The 16,426-nt window shown below is 39.9% G+C and carries 15 protein-coding genes and 1 pseudogene; 6 read left to right on the top strand and 10 right to left on the bottom strand.

The annotated features are described in order from the left end of the window. The 4 genes and pseudogenes from GBI66_RS18320 to GBI66_RS18335 all read left to right on the top strand — a co-directional run. Window positions 1-202 (top strand): annotated as a pseudogene (locus tag GBI66_RS18320) (hypothetical protein); the annotation flags it as partial. 318 nt (window positions 203-520) lie between these two features. Beyond that, entirely contained in the window at window positions 521-799 is a 279-nt protein-coding gene (locus GBI66_RS18325) for a pyocin activator PrtN family protein (protein ID WP_151717059.1), read from the top strand. A 166-nt stretch (window positions 800-965) separates the two neighbouring features. Then, entirely contained in the window at window positions 966-1,226 is a 261-nt protein-coding gene (locus GBI66_RS18330) for a helix-turn-helix transcriptional regulator (protein ID WP_151717060.1), read from the top strand. Continuing rightward, window positions 1,223-2,455 carry a type II toxin-antitoxin system HipA family toxin gene (locus GBI66_RS18335; RefSeq protein ID WP_151717061.1) on the top strand — a complete coding sequence of 411 codons (1,233 nt, stop codon included), beginning with the start codon at window positions 1,223-1,225 and terminating at the stop codon, window positions 2,453-2,455. The genes GBI66_RS18330 and GBI66_RS18335 overlap by 4 nt, the downstream gene beginning before the upstream one ends. 88 nt (window positions 2,456-2,543) lie before the next feature. Here GBI66_RS18335 and xerC read toward each other — a convergent pair whose 3' ends face one another. Next, the gene (gene xerC, locus GBI66_RS18340; protein WP_151717076.1) at window positions 2,544-3,707 is read right to left on the bottom strand and encodes a tyrosine recombinase XerC; all 1,164 of its coding nucleotides are present in this window, start codon (window positions 3,705-3,707) and stop codon (window positions 2,544-2,546) included. 110 nt (window positions 3,708-3,817) lie between these two features. Between xerC and dusA the strand changes: the two genes are divergently transcribed. After that, window positions 3,818-4,837, top strand: a complete 1,020-nt coding sequence (dusA, locus tag GBI66_RS18345) for a tRNA dihydrouridine(20/20a) synthase DusA (RefSeq protein ID WP_151717062.1) — start codon at window positions 3,818-3,820, stop codon at window positions 4,835-4,837. A 268-nt stretch (window positions 4,838-5,105) separates the two neighbouring features. On the opposite strand, the gene GBI66_RS18350 is transcribed toward dusA, so the two are convergent. Next, the gene (locus GBI66_RS18350; RefSeq protein WP_151717063.1) at window positions 5,106-5,585 is read right to left on the bottom strand and encodes a copper resistance protein NlpE N-terminal domain-containing protein; all 480 of its coding nucleotides are present in this window, start codon (window positions 5,583-5,585) and stop codon (window positions 5,106-5,108) included. Between the two features lie 670 nt (window positions 5,586-6,255). Between GBI66_RS18350 and GBI66_RS18355 the strand changes: the two genes are divergently transcribed. Continuing rightward, window positions 6,256-6,735, top strand: a complete 480-nt coding sequence (locus GBI66_RS18355; RefSeq protein ID WP_151717064.1) for a CHAP domain-containing protein — start codon at window positions 6,256-6,258, stop codon at window positions 6,733-6,735. 13 nt (window positions 6,736-6,748) lie between these two features. On the opposite strand, the gene GBI66_RS18360 is transcribed toward GBI66_RS18355, so the two are convergent. The 8 genes from GBI66_RS18360 to GBI66_RS18395 form a co-directional block, all read right to left on the bottom strand. Continuing rightward, window positions 6,749-7,519: a ThiF family adenylyltransferase gene (locus tag GBI66_RS18360; protein WP_151717065.1), complete on the bottom strand. Its 771-nt coding sequence runs from the start codon at window positions 7,517-7,519 to the stop codon at window positions 6,749-6,751. A gap of 61 nt (window positions 7,520-7,580) precedes the next feature. After that, the gene (locus GBI66_RS18365; protein WP_151717066.1) at window positions 7,581-8,768 is read right to left on the bottom strand and encodes an MFS transporter; all 1,188 of its coding nucleotides are present in this window, start codon (window positions 8,766-8,768) and stop codon (window positions 7,581-7,583) included. Window positions 8,769-8,878: 110 nt separating this feature from the next. Then, window positions 8,879-11,635: an aconitate hydratase AcnA gene (gene acnA, locus GBI66_RS18370; protein ID WP_151717067.1), complete on the bottom strand. Its 2,757-nt coding sequence runs from the start codon at window positions 11,633-11,635 to the stop codon at window positions 8,879-8,881. 126 nt (window positions 11,636-11,761) lie between these two features. Continuing rightward, a complete protein-coding gene (locus GBI66_RS18375; RefSeq protein WP_151717068.1) occupies window positions 11,762-12,577 on the bottom strand; it encodes a TatD family hydrolase in 816 nt (271 codons plus the stop codon). Continuing rightward, window positions 12,577-13,491 (bottom strand): RsiV family protein, encoded by a 915-nt coding sequence (locus tag GBI66_RS18380; RefSeq protein ID WP_151717069.1) that lies wholly within the window; start codon window positions 13,489-13,491, stop codon window positions 12,577-12,579. The genes GBI66_RS18375 and GBI66_RS18380 overlap by 1 nt, the downstream gene beginning before the upstream one ends. Window positions 13,492-13,599: 108 nt before the next feature. Next, window positions 13,600-13,860: a hypothetical protein gene (locus GBI66_RS18385; RefSeq protein ID WP_151717070.1), complete on the bottom strand. Its 261-nt coding sequence runs from the start codon at window positions 13,858-13,860 to the stop codon at window positions 13,600-13,602. 14 nt (window positions 13,861-13,874) lie between these two features. After that, on the bottom strand, window positions 13,875-14,702 hold the full coding sequence (locus GBI66_RS18390) for a hypothetical protein (RefSeq protein WP_151717071.1): 828 nt from the start codon (window positions 14,700-14,702) through the stop codon (window positions 13,875-13,877). 69 nt (window positions 14,703-14,771) lie between these two features. Next, a complete protein-coding gene (locus GBI66_RS18395) occupies window positions 14,772-16,361 on the bottom strand; it encodes a peptide chain release factor 3 (RefSeq protein WP_151717072.1) in 1,590 nt (529 codons plus the stop codon). Between the last annotated feature and the right edge of the window lie 65 nt (window positions 16,362-16,426).

A 16,426-nucleotide genomic window follows, 5' to 3' on the forward strand; every position in this document is an offset into this window, starting at 1 on the left:
AGTTTTAAAATCTAAAGATATTGAAATTAATTATCTTGAGAATACACTTAAAATGATAGAGCTGTATCAAATTAAAAACTATTTTAGAAAAGAGTTATTTTTAGAATCAGAAACTAAAGAATTTAAATTTTCAGAGCAAGGTAGAAACTTTAACGATAAGAAAAATGCTATTTTATCTGATCCAAAAAATCCTTTTAAATAGCAACCTGAAATTAAAAGATGAAAGTAGTATACGCCAACTCATTTATAATGAATGAGCTAAGTAGTTAACGTTGTTATTACTGAAAAATAACAAAAGATTATTTACGGATATAATAGAACTCTTGCGAAAGTAAGTGTTTTAATCATTTGGACTTGATGTAATACCTTATATATCAAAGTTGTGTCTGCTCAAATTTTGACCAATGCAAGAAGTCTAATAAAAAAATAAGTCATTTTTTTGATTTTTTAAACATATCTCATCTTTTTTCTAATTAATTTGATAAATTCAACTCAGATCTTATTTTATCAGAGCATATTAATGAATAGTTTAAATTCAGAATTCACTTTATATTCAATGCTGACAATGCGTTATCAAGCACCTGTTGTTAAACTTGAAATCATTTTGAAAGACTATTTTCCTCACATGACTAGGCAAAGTGCGAACAAACGTGCTTCTCGTCAAAGCTTGCCTTTTCCAGTTTTCAAAGCAGATACTTCGCAAAAATCTCCATATCTCGTTGATTTACAATTATTTGCAACCTATCTTTACAATCAGAGTCAAATATCAGCAAAAGATTGGAAGAATCTTCATGAATAATTATCATGCAGACTTCTTTGATTTGGTACTTATTCTTGTATTAATGACTCAATTATTCTTATTCATGGAAAATTGGTTTAAATTTTTTAAAGTTAACTATATAGCTAATATAGTTAATACACCATATAATGTTAGCTATAAGGCTAATATGATATGGTAAGATGCTATGACAAGTAGGCTAGAAATTGGTAAAAGAGTAAGCAGAGAGAGAAAAGCTCTCGGCTATACACAACAAAAGCTATCAGAGTTGATACGGATAAATAAAACCACGATTTCCGAGATTGAGAATGGTCGTTTTACGGGGTCATTTGATATATTTGAACGTGTACTGGCTGCTGTTGGCTTGCAATTTGAAGCCGCCCCAAAGAAACATACTCTACCCGATTGGGATGAGATTGAAGATATGTTTTCCGAGGATGAAAAATGAATATGAACGTCAATCTACCTAGTAAAATCAATAAAATTACGATTTGTACGAATCAAATGGAGTTAGGTGTATTGACCTATGGTTCTGTACACCACTATCAACCGACACAAGAAAAGCAACCAGTATCACTCACGATGACCAGAAAAGGTATGGATGGCTATTCATCTGGCTCACTTCATCCTATATTTTCCCAGAATCTGCCGGAAGGGTTTAATCGCCGATTTATTGCTGAAAAACTGGCAAGATATGCCAAAGTCAATGATATGTATTTACTGGCTCTGCAAGGGAGTCAGGGAATAGGAATGCTCTCCTATAAAAGTGAATTGAATTTACCCGAAGCTGAATCTTTAAGCCTAGGTGAAATTCTATCCTATAACAGCAATGAGCCACTGTTCCCACAATTATTAGAAAAATATTATCTTAGAAATTCCTTGGCAGGGATGCAGCCTAAAGTCAGCATACCCAATGCAACAACGATCCAGACCGATAGAACAGTTCAGCAAAAGGATTTAATTGTAAAAACCTTTGATTCGGAGTTTCCATTACTGACGGTCAATGAATTTGTTTGTATGGAAGCTGCCCGCTATTGTGGGCTTGAGCCACCAAAAACTTATCTTTCTGAAAATTTAGAGACTTATGTAGTTGAGCGTTTTGATAAAAGTCATGATGGTACGAGACTTGGATATGAAGACTTTACCACCTTAATGAAGAAATCCAATGATCCTGACGCCAAATATATAGGAAGCTATGAAGCTTTGTTAAAAGCAACCTATCTCTATACCGACAATCCAAACGAAGTTGAAAAAATGTATAGGTATATTGTTTTTAACTGTTTAATTGGTAATGGTGATGCCCACCTTAAGAACTTTGCACTGCAATATTCCCCTGATATGCAGAATATTTTTATTTCACCGCCATTCGATATTACACACACGCTCATCTATCAAACGATTGATAATAAAATGGCACTTAAACTCGATGGCAGCAAAGAATTTCCGAATGTATCAGACCTGATTAAGTTGGCTGAAAGCTCCCAATTTAGGATTAGAAACCCGAGAGAAATCATAGAAAGCTTAAGCGACAATATTACGGATTATCTTAAATCCTCTAATGAAGTTCAGCTCTTTAATGGTTTACGTAAGTCTATGGAATCTTCAATATCGAATATCATAACTTCAAATCTTTCAGTCAAAAATTATCGTCATGACAAAAAGAAAAAATTTGAATAGATGAGACTCAATTATCAAATCATAGTCGTCTATTAGAAATAGGAATGACTCACACAGACAAGCATAGACGGCTGATTTATCCAGTAACTTACGATTTGAGATTCAAAATTGCTAACTCTGCATTCTGCATTGCTTCCTTGAAATCGAGTCTGCTATTTCTACGTCTGATTTGCACATAACGCTCCAGACTTGACCAACTTTCATGTAGTGTATGTTGTTGTAGTTGCGGGATCGTCAAACCATTCTCTGCAAGTCTAGTCGCTCCTTCGTGCCTTAGATCATGAAAACGGAGGTCTTCAATACCTAACATCTTCAATCCTTGTTGCCAGCGAGTTGCAAACGATTTGTGATTGATTGGAATAAATAGATTATCATCTCCTCCTAATTTCAGCATTCGCTCCCGAACATCAGGTTTCATCAACTCATCAATTAAGATTTGTGTATTTTCATCAATGACAAAGAATTTATCATTCCCTTTACTACCGTTCGGATTTTTAAGATCTCTCACCAACCACTCTTTATGCTTTTTATCGTAGTCACTCAGTTTCAACCGTGAAATTTCAGCCTCACGACGACAACTATAAATGGCAAACCATAAAATCAGATGCACAGGAATCGCTGTACGTCTTTGTTTCCATTTCTTATAAAAATAATTCGTTAATATCTGCAATTCCTCAGATGTAGCTAATCTACTACGTTTTACGGATTTAGTAATAATACGTGCATCTCGCAGCCCAGCCATAGCCTTATCTAATTCGCTAATATCAACTTTTTCACCCCACGTTTGTTCTGCATACTTCAACACTGATTTGATATATTGTAAATCTTGCAATGCTGTACTGGCCTTGATTGGCAGAGCGTCAATTTCAGGAACTCCTTTTTTCCTAAGCAATGTATGTGCACTATAATCTTGTCTTTTTAAGTCCTTTAGTTTTATTTTTCCAATCGGCCAGTTACATAAAAATCGTAATCCCATGCGTTTAGAGCGTCCAAAGCTAGCGACTTCATCAAGGTATTTTTCCATTGCTTCAGCCAAGGTCAGATTTGATTTGGTCTGGGACTTTTTATTCTGATGTAATAATTCTGGATTTGTCTCCAATTCTACTTCACGTTTTTTTAACCAAGCTTCTGCAAGTGATTTTTTACTAAATGTTCTGGATTCGGTATAATTTACTTCTTCCCGACGAATCTGTAGCAAAGCTCGATAGCGAATCTCACCAGTGGATGTAACACGCTTAGTTATTGTACTCATTTCTATTGCAACCTTGGAAATTGAAACCATTTCATGGTTGCATCTATAGCTAAAAATTGCAACCATATGCTAAAATACACCACTATATCCACCTTAAGGAATCAACACAAATGACTGAAATTAATAAAAATATAGGAAAACAAAAAGATTTCAGAATTAGCGTTGCGCCGATGATGGATTGGACAACAAAGGATTACCGTTTTTTTGCACGCTTATTTAATCCAAATGTGGTGCTCTATACCGAGATGGTCACCACTGGTGCGATCATTTATGGTGGAGCAAACCGTCATTTAGACTTCAACCAACAAGAACATCCGATTGTGTTACAGCTTGGCGGCTCAAATCCTCAAGAGTTGGCAACCTGTACCAAAATGGCTGAAGATTGGGGTTATAACGAAGTCAATTTAAATGTAGGTTGTCCAAGCGATCGCGTTCAAAATAATAAAATTGGTGCGTGTCTCATGGCTGAACCCAATCTCGTTGCCGAATGCATTCATAGCATGCAAAAAGCAGTGTCGATTCCTGTGACGGTGAAACATCGTATTGGGATTGATGATATGCAGTCTTATGAAGAAATGCTGCATTTTGTGGATACCGTTGCAGCAACAGGTTGTACTCATTTTATCGTGCATGCACGTATTGCCATCTTGCAAGGTTTATCGCCTAAAGAAAACCGTGATGTTCCGCCATTACGTTATGACGATGTCTATCGCTTAAAGCAAGAACGTCCACACCTCACCATTGAGATTAACGGTGGCATCAAGACTTTTGATGAAACACAGCAACATTTACAGCATGTTGATGGGGTGATGATTGGTCGTGAAGCCTATCACAATCCATACCTTTTAGCTGAGATGGGACAACTGTGGAATCTAGAAACACCAGACCGTTTTGAGATTATGCAACAAATGATGCCATATATTCATCAGCGTGTTGCCGAGGGTGCACCGCTTTCAATTATCACGCGTCATATTTTAGGTCTATTCCAAAACTTGCCTGGCGCAAGAAAATGGCGTCAAGCTCTGAGCGGTGGCAATGCCAAAACGATTGCTGATATCGAAAATGCAATTCAAAATATTCAAACAGCAATGCAAAGAACTGAAGATTACCTGAAAGAGCATCAAAACTAATTTGATCTGCTAAACATAACTTTTCTGCATAGGAACATGGCGCAATCCGCTATGTTCCAACACCACTGAGCTTGCGATAACCTAAAAGTCTAACCCATCACTTGAGCTTAACCACTTAAACTCATGGTCATGCTCAAGCGTAATTTCGCAATTACATCTTCCAGAAGCAACCAAAATTGATGTCCCTTGAGGGCAGGATTTGTCGATCTTTAAAAATGTGTCACGGCTCAGCATGACCGATGCCCTTTCAATATGAACATAACCAAAGTTAAGCTTTTTTAGCTAACTGGAACTCTTCATAAGAATCAAAAGGCAGCTGTGTTTTTGTATCAATGATTTCAGTCAGTTCATCACCTAACATAATCATATTTCGGGTGGGAACACCTTGTAGCTGAATCTTTAATTGATCATTATCCAGAAACTTAAATTGCCCTGCATAAATTTTAGCTGGGCTATTATCATTATTATTGCTTTGTTCCAAGACAAAGGTTTGATCTGCGTTGATTTTAAGATCAATTCCTGTCCCCAGACAGCCATCACAACTGGTTACGCAAGTCGCACATGGAACGACACCAGAATAATGCCCGACCCATGCCTTAAGCTCAGGATGATTGACGAAATGTTGCTTATTTGAGTGTATATCTGGCGTTTGTGCTTGCGTATTGCTTTGATTTTTTGCCTCATTTGACTGTGAACATCCCAAACTGATACTGGCAAAAACAAAGGAAGTCAGCAATGTCCTTTTCATATAAGATTTCTCTCAAACTCAATATTTAACATTCATCGCAGCCTCAACACGACATGGCGCATCACTATACGTTCAAGAATGGTGCCATGGCAAGTGCTGCAATACTGATGTCAGTCAAAGGAATATTTTTAGATTTTATGCAAAAAGCAGTCTTACGAAATGGCTCTGTTTTTTATTCAGAATAAGGTGATTGATATTGGAGTATTCACCATCAAGCATCGCAATATTGAACTGAATATTTTAAACACTCAGCTATTCAAAACAAAATCTTTGATATATGGCTGAATTCATTGCACTATGCTGATGAAAATCAGAAGATTTCGCAGGACAGATCACCTCAAACAATTTACTACATATCATGATATTAAACATAAACTTATATAAAAACTATGCATCAAAGCAGATCTAATACCCATGCCAATGTGTCTATTTTTTAATCAAAAATGAAATATAATCTTACAAATCATTTTATCTAAACTAATCAACCAACAACTTACTGATAATGAAAAAGATTCTTAAATAGCAATTTCGCTAAGTGATCTGTATATCCGCTCAAATGTTATATTATTACGTTACATTTCAGTTTTTTTAAGATTTATCGCTTACTATGGGCGCCGTAATAAATTCTGGCACACGTTCAGTTGTTTTGAAAATGCGGTAGAGATTCACAATGATTTATGATGTACCTTCAGTTGATCACAGTATGATTCACCCACCCTCGCAACAGGTGGTTATTCCTTATCGAGAAATGCCGAAGCCTGCATTAGAGCCAGCCATTGATGTCAGTAAGTTCTCTCAAAAGTTGGCTAAAAGAGCGTCTTATCGTAGCTCATCACAATGTGCCAAATTTGTCAGAATCGCTTTACAATCAGCAGGTGCTAAAATTGTACAACATCCAGTTGCAGCATCAGACTGGGGACGTACCTTACAGCAAATTGGTTATCAGAAAATTAATCCTGAATTTAACAACCCACAACCTGGTGATATTTACATTATCCACCGCACTAAAAAGCATCGCTATGGGCACATTGCAGGCTTTACAGGTTCCCAGTGGGTGTCTGACTACAAGCAAACCAGCTATGATGTCTATAAAGATCCGAATGTGACTTATAGCTATTACCGCTTAGCACCGCAATATCCGCAGGCTTAATTTATTGGGGCAATTATTTCAGCCCTGATTTTTTATCCAGCTTTTTTAAGACTTCAGCCACTGCCACCATTGCAAAACTTGAAGTCACTACCACCGCCGAACCATATCCGCCACAGCGTAGACCCGCACTTGGGCAAACATCTGCACTGGAAAATGGGTTATCGATCGAATACACGCAAGTGATGCCAAATTTCTCTTTTGGCTTTTTGCAAATCCCCATAGAACGCAATTGGGTACGTAACTTTGCCAACATTGGATCTTGTTCAGTTTTGGACAAATCTGCCACGCGAATCTTCAATGGATCGAGTTTGCCACCTGCACCACCCGAAACAATCAATGGGATTTTGTTAAAACGACAATGTAGCATCAAGGCAAGTTTAGCTTTGACGTCATCAATACAATCCAAAACAATGTTTGGCACTGGGTTTAGAATCTCTTTGACATTTTCAGGCGTCAGATAATCATCAATCACGTTTACTTTCATACGTGGATTAATTTGACGACAGCGCTCTGCCATCACTTCGATTTTTTCTTGTCCGAGTGTCGAACTCATCGCTGGCAATTGACGGTTAATATTCGATGCTGCCACTACATCCATATCGACTAAGGTCAGCTCACCAATCCCTGTCCGTGCCAATGCCTCAACTGCCCAACTGCCGACGCCACCAATCCCAATCACCATGACATGACTTTGTTCATAATGCGAAAATGCATTTTCTCCATAAATTTTGGCGACACCAGCAAAACGGCGCTCATATTCATCATTTACAGGAACATCGGTCATAACAGTCGTGGTCTATCTTTTAAATCAAAGCACTATTTTACCGTGTTTAACTGGTTTTAGGTTAGCCCACTGAAACTTTACTTGATGGTTGATCTCGGCGAATTAGAATCACCAACAGGGTAAAAACGATCAGGCTCATGCATAGAGCCAACAGGTTTGCATTGATCCATCCGAGGCTACTCAAAATCGGTGCAGGTAAAAATGCTCCCAAAGTCGCAAACAAAGCAATTCCTGTTTCATTGATGCCTTGGACACGATGCTTTTGCTGTTCGTTAAGACCTGCTAACAAGGTTGATGCACCTGAATAAGCAAAATTCCAACCCACGCCTAGAACGATCAAGGCAACATTAATATAGATACCGACCTGTCCAAACATTGGAATTAAAGACGACAACATCAACAAAGCAAAACCAACATAAATCGTGGTATGCGTTCCCCATCGTTGAATCAGTTTCGACACAAAGAAGGATGGGATAAACATTGCCAGCACATGTAGCTGAATCGAGATCGAAGCATAATGAAATGAGTGATTTTCCTTGAGATGCAAGGAGGACATAATCATCATGACATTCATAATATAGTAGGCAAATGCTCCGCTGATCACCGCAGCAATAATCAAAGTACTTGGCAGTTTGCTACGCTGGGTTGGTTCAATTAGCACCTGCTGTGTTTGCTGGCGTTGAAATTTTTTGTTCCATAGATACAAAGTCGGAGAGAGTAACAAAGCCAAGACACTAAAGATGAAATAGATCGCAGTGAAATCGGGTAAACCTGCTACCTGCTGAAATTGAATTGCCAATATGGGCGCAATAATTGCTGCAATCACACCGCCCGAAATGACCATCGCGGTGGCTTTCGGAATTAAATCTGTTGCTAGCCGATCAGAAGCAGCAAAGCGGTAAAAATTAGCCGTGGAGATAAATAAACCGAGAGCAAAATGGCTCAGGCATAATAAATAAAACTGTTGCTGCTGTAGAGCCAGATAGCCCAGAACACCCGCGAAGAAAAGACAGATACAACCAAACTGGAAAACCAAATGCCGCCCAAGCTTTTTCATTAGAAAAGAAAAAATAAAAGTGGTCAGTAGCATCGCTAAAAACTGCAAACCATATGGAACCGTAGCCAAAGCCTGAGTTGGCGCTAACTTTAACCCCACAATTGCAGCCACGGTAACAGACAGCACCGCAGCAATTAAGTTAAAGGCCTGTGCAACCAAGAGGTAATAAACATAGCGAGGTAACTGATTCAAAGCCTTTATCCAATTTAATCGGGCCTGATTACCTTAACGCTGAATGTTTGAAATTCAAACAAAAAAAGATGAAAGACCAGCTTTCATCTTTGATTTAAGAGTGTGTTTCGTTATGCAGCAATCAGATTGCGTAATACATAATGCAAGATACCACCTGCTTTAAAGTATTCTACCTCATTCAATGTATCAATACGGCATAACACTTTGAACTGGTCTTGACTGCCATCTTCTCGTTGTACCTGAATATCCAAAGTTTGATGTGGTTGGATATCATCAGATAATCCATGAATCGACAGTACTTCACGGCCAGTGAGGTTCAAGGATTGACGTGTTTGCCCATCTACAAACTGTAATGGCAATACGCCCATGCCGACCAAATTAGAGCGGTGAATCCGTTCGAAACTTTCAGCAATGACCGCTTTAACGCCTAAGAGATTGGTCCCTTTTGCAGCCCAGTCTCGTGACGAACCCGTTCCATACTCCTTACCTGCAATAATCACCAACGGTGTTTTCTGTTGCTGGTACAGCATGGATGCATCATAGATGGCCTGCTTTTCACCCGTTGGAATAAAAATGGTATTTCCACCTTCTTCACCACCCAGCATTTCATTCTTGATTCGGATATTGGCAAAAGTCCCACGCATCATCACTTCATGGTTACCGCGTCGAGAACCATAGGAGTTGAAGTCTTTTGGCTCAACCCCCTGCTGCTGTAAATAGCGACCTGCTGGACTGTCTTTCTTGATATTCCCTGCAGGAGAGATATGATCGGTGGTGACTGAGTCACCCAATACCGCCAAGATGCGTGCCTGTTCAATATTGCGAATGGCTTTCGGAGGCTGATTAATTTCCTCAAAAAATGGTGGATGGCGAATATAAGTCGAATTATCTTGCCACGCATAAGTTTGGCTTTGTGGAATCTGAATCGCCTGCCAAGTTGCATCACCATCAAATACTGCTGCATATTCTTTATGGAACATGTCGGTATTCACTTTTTGCAGTACTTGATCAATTTCAAACTGACTTGGCCAAATGTCTTTCAAATAAACATCTTGACCATCTTTGCCTTGTCCAATTGGTTGCATGGTTAAATCAGTACGGATATTCCCCGCTAAACCATAAGCCACGACCAAAGGTGGAGACGCCAACCAGTTGGTTTTTACCAATGGATGAACACGTCCCTCAAAGTTACGGTTACCTGAAAGCACCGAAGCAACATTTAAATCATGGCACTGAATTGCTTCTTCAATCGGTTCAGGTAAAGGCCCAGAGTTACCGATACAGGTGGTACAACCATAACCAACCAAGTTATAACCCAACTCATCCAAGTATGGTGTTACACCTGCAGCCGCTAAATAATCAGTGACCACTTTAGAGCCCGGAGCCAGCGAGCTTTTCACCCATGGTTTGCGTTGCAGACCTTTTTCAATTGCTTTTTTAGCCAATAGCCCCGCAGCTAACATCACACTTGGATTGGAAGTGTTGGTACATGAGGTGATTGCTGAAATCACCACATCACCATCCTTCAATGGATACGATTTTCCATCAATGGTACAAGCAGGTTCTTCATGTGCTAAATTCGCTTTCTTGGCTTCAACAGCCGTACCGCCACCGCCTTCATTCTCTAAACGTTCTTTGGCTTCTTTCGCAGGTTTTAAATTCAGCTCCATCAATGCATTAAATGTTTTAGGTACATCAGCCAACAAAACCCGATCTTGTGGACGTTTTGGCCCAGCCAGACTGGCTTGTACGGTGCTCATATCCAGACTCAAGGTATCGGTAAATACAGGTTCATCGCCTGCATGACGCCACAAGCCTTGTTGTTTACTATAGGCTTCGACTAAATCTATACGTTCTTGTTTACGACCAGTTAGGGCTAAATACCCCAATGTCACGTCATCAATCGGGAAGAAACCACAGGTTGCTCCATATTCAGGTGCCATATTGGCAATCGTGGCACGGTCAGCCAATGGTAAATCAGCCAAACCATCACCATAAAATTCAACGAATTTACCCACCACGCCTTTTTGACGCAGCATTTGGGTAATGGTCAGAACCAAATCGGTCGCAGTAATGCCTTCATTCAACTTGCCTGTGAGCTTGAATCCAATCACTTCTGGAATGAGCATTGATACAGGTTGCCCAAGCATGGCTGCTTCTGCTTCAATCCCGCCCACACCCCAACCGAGAACACCCAATCCATTGATCATGGTGGTATGTGAATCTGTTCCAACTAAGGTATCTGGAAAGGCAAAAACCTGACCTTCATCATCACCTAACCAGACCGCTTGCGCTAAGTATTCTAAATTGACTTGGTGGCAAATCCCTGTACCGGGTGGCACCACACTAAAATTATTAAATGCAGATTGTCCCCAACGCAGGAATTGATAACGCTCACCATTGCGCTGCATTTCAATTTCAACATTCTCGGCAAAGGCATTTTCATCGGCAAAATGATCAACCATCACCGAATGGTCAATGACCAGATCAACGGGTGACAAAGGATTAATCAGGTTAGGATCACCGCCTGCTTGAGACATTGCGGCACGCATCGCAGCCAGATCGACCACTGCTGGAACACCCGTGAAATCCTGCATTAACACCCGTGCAGGGCGATATTGAATTTCCTGATCAGAACTTTTGGTTTTCTGCCAATCAACCAAGGCCTGAATATGCTCCACTTTTACACTTTTTTGATCTTCGAAACGGAGTAAATTTTCTAGCAAAACCTTTAAAGACTTTGGCAATTTATCAATATTGCCAAGTGTTTCAGCTGCTCGCGCTAAACTATAGATTTGATAGGATGTCGAACCGACGGTGAGTGTTTGTAATGCATTGAAACTATTGATTTTGCTATATCTGGCCATAAGGTTACCCTCCCAGTATTGGCTGATTTGTTTATTATCAAATTGTTCTTTTAATGTACCCCTGTTTAGAAAAGCATGTGTTCCCTTTTAGTATCTTATTTTTAACGAGATTATTTGCTTATTCTCTTAAAATTTAAGTCGCAACGCAGCCAATGAGTTTAGCCATAATTGTGCAGCCAGCTGCAACTCAGGCTGGTCAAGGGTCTGAGCCAAACCTTCTAGAACATAATGTAAATTGACTGGGGTATTACGGGTGCGATGCTCGGTCGAAGTTTGGCAACACAACGGCGTCATATCTGGACAATCTGTTTCAATCACCAAATTTTCACTGCCAATCGCCTGCACCACTTGATGCAGTTTTTTAGCATTCGGATTGGTGATTTGTCCTGTCACCCCAATTTTAAAACCCAGTTTAACCAAGGCTTTGGCTTCTTCGATTCCACCACTAAAAGCATGGGCAATGCCACCTAATTTGAATTTTTGTGTTTTTAAAATGGCAATGGTTTCTGCATGCGCCTTACGGATATGTAATAACACAGGCCTTTGATACTGTGTTGCCAATGCCAATTGCTCAATAAAATAATGTTGTTGCTTGGCAAACAGTTCAGGCTGTTTATGTTGTTTTAAAAAAGTATCTAAACCAATTTCACCTACAGCCACACAGCCATGTTGTTGTAAGACTTGCTCAAGCCGCTGTAAATGTTCTGGCTGATGTTGTTCAATATAAAAAGGATGCAAGCCAGGTGCCAGATAAGAAGTCGGCACCTTATCCCAAGCGTATAATTGTTGATGGGTATGGATCAGCTCATCAAATCTAGACTCAACAAAACCGATTAACACCAAAGCATCGACCCCAACCCGTTTTGCTTGCTCAGCCAAATGTTGCCGATCATGATCAAAATCGGCAACATCAAAATGGGTATGGGTATCAAACAGTTGCATTAACTTTGACTTGGTGTACTTGCAGCAGGCGTAGACGCTGCGGGCTGATCAATTTTTGGTAAATATTCAGGTTTTAAAACACCCTGCAATTCACTAAATGGAATCACTAACCGCGGTAAACCGACGACATAAGGACCAATGTCATATTCGCCATATTGCAGAATTAAACCCTGCTCACCCAATAAGAAATTATCGGTGACTTGGAATGGCCAAGCCTGTTCATATTCTTTCGGATCAGTTGCGAGTTTTGAATCAACAATCCACGCTTTAAATGCTTCATGCGCCAGTTTGTCTAAAGTTGCTTTTTGCTTCGGCAATAATAGGTCATGCAATTGAATCTGTTTTTGATTCGCTAAATCAAAGTTATAGTAACGTTGAGAGGTTGAACCATGTGCTCCACCTAAATAACTGCTGCTATTCAACACTACAGTTGCCAGCTTGCCTTTCGGTTGTAAAATCTTTGGCTTAACCATCAAACTGATCTGATGACTACTACTCAGTGCTTTTAACTCATCATCTATTTTAACAAAGGCGTTGGCATAGGCCTGTGCCTGAGCATCTAGACCTGTTTTTTGCTCAGTCGTTTTTGCTGTAGATGCTGCTGAAGCATCGGCATCAACCACATCAAGCATTTTACTCAGCTGATCGAGAATCTGCTGATCCAGTAACTGGTCAATGAATGGGAAATTACTTTGTAATCGTTCAACGGTAAAATCTGGGCAGGTATTACCTTTACACTCAGGTAAAGTCACCTGTAGCTTCACGGTTTCACCACGCAAAATCGGCTCGGCAGTTTGCTGTGCCGCTGGTGGATCTGTCGGTTTATCCTGTGATTCTTTAGGTTCTGATTTCGGCTGGCAAGCAGCAAGTAGAACTGCACAAGCAAGCACGCTAAATTTAGAAATTGTTTTCATTTAAAACCTATCAGCATTGTTATTACACAAGATTTTTAAATGCTATCGAACTTCATACAAAACCGCTAGCAGTGCATGCAATTTCTATACGAAACTTAAAACTCTAATTTATTTTGATAGGAAATCTAATTCATCTTCATCATTAACTAAAAAATCAATTTCAAAATCACTATCTTGAGTAAATAAAGAATGTAAATCCGCTGACTGACCAATTGAACTCTTTAGCATTTCAACTGCAATCCTTAAATAACCTTGGTGATTCGCATATAAGGCAACCTCACCAAAGCTTCTAAATTTAGCAATTGCATCATCTTTAAGCATTGATGTCTCAATACGTTCGATTATTTCTAAAATTTCTTCATCTGTCATTTTGCCCTCAACATTTAGAACATTTGCTGGTAAATTTCTGCTTGTAACATCTGTTTGCTTTGTTCAATGGTGAGATAAATATCCAACTGTGGTGCATCCTTACTAATTTCATTGGCACGATAATGCAATCCAATCCCCTCACCATCAAAGAACCAATCTGCCTGCCCCCAATATAATTTTTTCGGCACCTGCTTTTTTACTTCTGCTGATTGTTTTGCAATCCACTGTTGATAATGCGCCTGAACAATATCGTTTAATGCATTTTGCTGGTTTTTCTGGATCACATCCAACACACTGAGGCTCTTTTGTAACTTGCGATCTGCAACAAAGAAATAGAAACGATCTTTAACCGCGATATCCTCTTGTTGCGCATTTATCCCAACTTGTAGCAACACATATTGGTTACGCTGTGAAGCAATTCGGGTATTTAAATGCAGTTCATAAGCTTTATTCTTAGAGTATTTATCCTGCCATTCGTCCGACTTTTTCACATAGGCATTAATCGCCTGTTGCAAGGTTAAATTTTTATTCGACTCAATCTGCTGTTGAATCACGTTGGCCTGATTTTTCGCAATCCATGCATTCAGCCAATCATCTTGGGTTTTAATGGTTTGAATGTCGACATCAATACAATTTTTCTTTTCACAAAATGGCAAAGCATAATCTGCCTTGGCTTCTTTCATATTTAAATAAGGGAGAACTTCGGCTTTTTCGGCAGACACAGCGACTTGTTCTTTACTTTGAGCGGCATCCGTCTCATTTTTCTTAGGATGATCACATGCGGTTAAAGCCATCATTCCAATCAATACACTGACAGCAAAAAGTGGTTTTAAAGTGTTCATCACATCATCCTTTATTTTCTGATTATTCAATTAAAAACAGCCTCTAATTAGAAGCTGTTTTTGTCTATCTTAGTGTTCTCGTGTGTTACGGAACTGAATGTCTGGCCAACGCTCTTGCATCAGCTGCAAGTTTACGCGGCTTGGCGCAAGATAAGTTAAGTGGCCACCGCCATCCACTGAAAGTTGATCATGTGCTTTTTTCTTAAACTCATTCAGGATCTTTTCGTCATCACAATGCACCCAACGAACTGTATGCACACTTACAGGCTCATAAATACAGTCCACTTTATATTCTTCTTTTAAGCGGTAAGCGACCACATCAAACTGTAACACACCGACAGCACCGACAATCAGATCATTACTGATTTGTGGCATGAATACCTGAGTTGCGCCTTCTTCAGATAACTCTTTCAGACCTTTTTGCAGCTGCTTCGATTTCAACGGATCTTTTAAACGAACACGACGGAACATTTCAGGTGCGAAGTGTGGAATCCCTGTGAAATGAAGATTTTCACCGCTGGTAAAAGTATCACCAATCTGAATAGTACCGTGGTTATGCAAACCAATGATATCTCCTGGCCAAGCTTCTTCCAAATGCTCACGCTCGCCCGCAAGGAAAGTCAATGCATCACTGATACGTACATCTTTACCAATACGCACATGATTCATTTTCAAGCCTTTTTCATATTTACCCGAGCAAATACGCATAAAGGCAATACGGTCACGGTGTTTCGGGTCCATGTTGGCTTGGATTTTAAACACGAAGCCTGTGAAACCTTCTTCATTAGCATCCACAATACGTTCTTGCGTTGGATGTGCCTTTGGTTCTGGCGCCCAATTGATAAAGGTATCCAATACATGGTCAACCGCAAAGTTACCCAATGCTGTACCGAAAAGAACAGGGGTTTGTTTACCTTGTAAGAATAATTCACGGTCTAATGGCTCATTTGCCATTTGCACCAGTTCAAGCGATTCTTCAAAAGACGCCCACGCCAACTCTCCTACTTTTTCACGAATATCCGCATGATCATAGCCATCACGGACGTCAATATCGGTAATCGTTGAACCAAACCCTGCTTTATAGACATACAGTTTGTTTTCAAGCAAGTTATAAACACCTGCAAAGTCACGCCCCATACCTAAAGGCCATGTGATTGGAACACAGCGAATATTCAAGACATTTTCAATTTCATCGAGCAACTCTAAAGGCTCGCGAATTTCACGGTCCATTTTGTTCACAAATGAAATGATTGGTGTGTCGCGCATACGACACACTTCCATCAATTTAATGGTACGTTCTTCGACACCTTTTGCACCATCGATCACCATTAAAGCTGAGTCAACTGCTGTTAATGTACGGTAAGTATCTTCCGAGAAGTCTTCATGTCCCGGCGTATCGAGTAAGTTGATGGTGTGCTTTTTATAAGGGAACTGCATCACAGACGTGGTAATCGAGATACCACGTTCTTTTTCCATTTCCATCCAGTCAGACGTTGCAGAACGGTCAGACTTACGGCTTTTTACCATACCAGCAACTTGAATCGCCTTACCCCATAACAACAGTTTTTCTGTCATGGTGGTCTTACCCGCATCGGGGTGGGAAATGATCGCAAATGTGCGTCGTTGGGCAACCTGTGCCGCTAATTCATCTTTAAACATGCTAAAAATCTACAATTTGTGCACCCATGTGTATCTGCAAACGATGGCAAGAACAGATGGCGTGC

The sequence above is a fragment of the Acinetobacter sp. TUM15071 genome (genome assembly GCF_008980925.1).
Lineage (GTDB): Bacteria > Pseudomonadota > Gammaproteobacteria > Pseudomonadales > Moraxellaceae > Acinetobacter > Acinetobacter dispersus.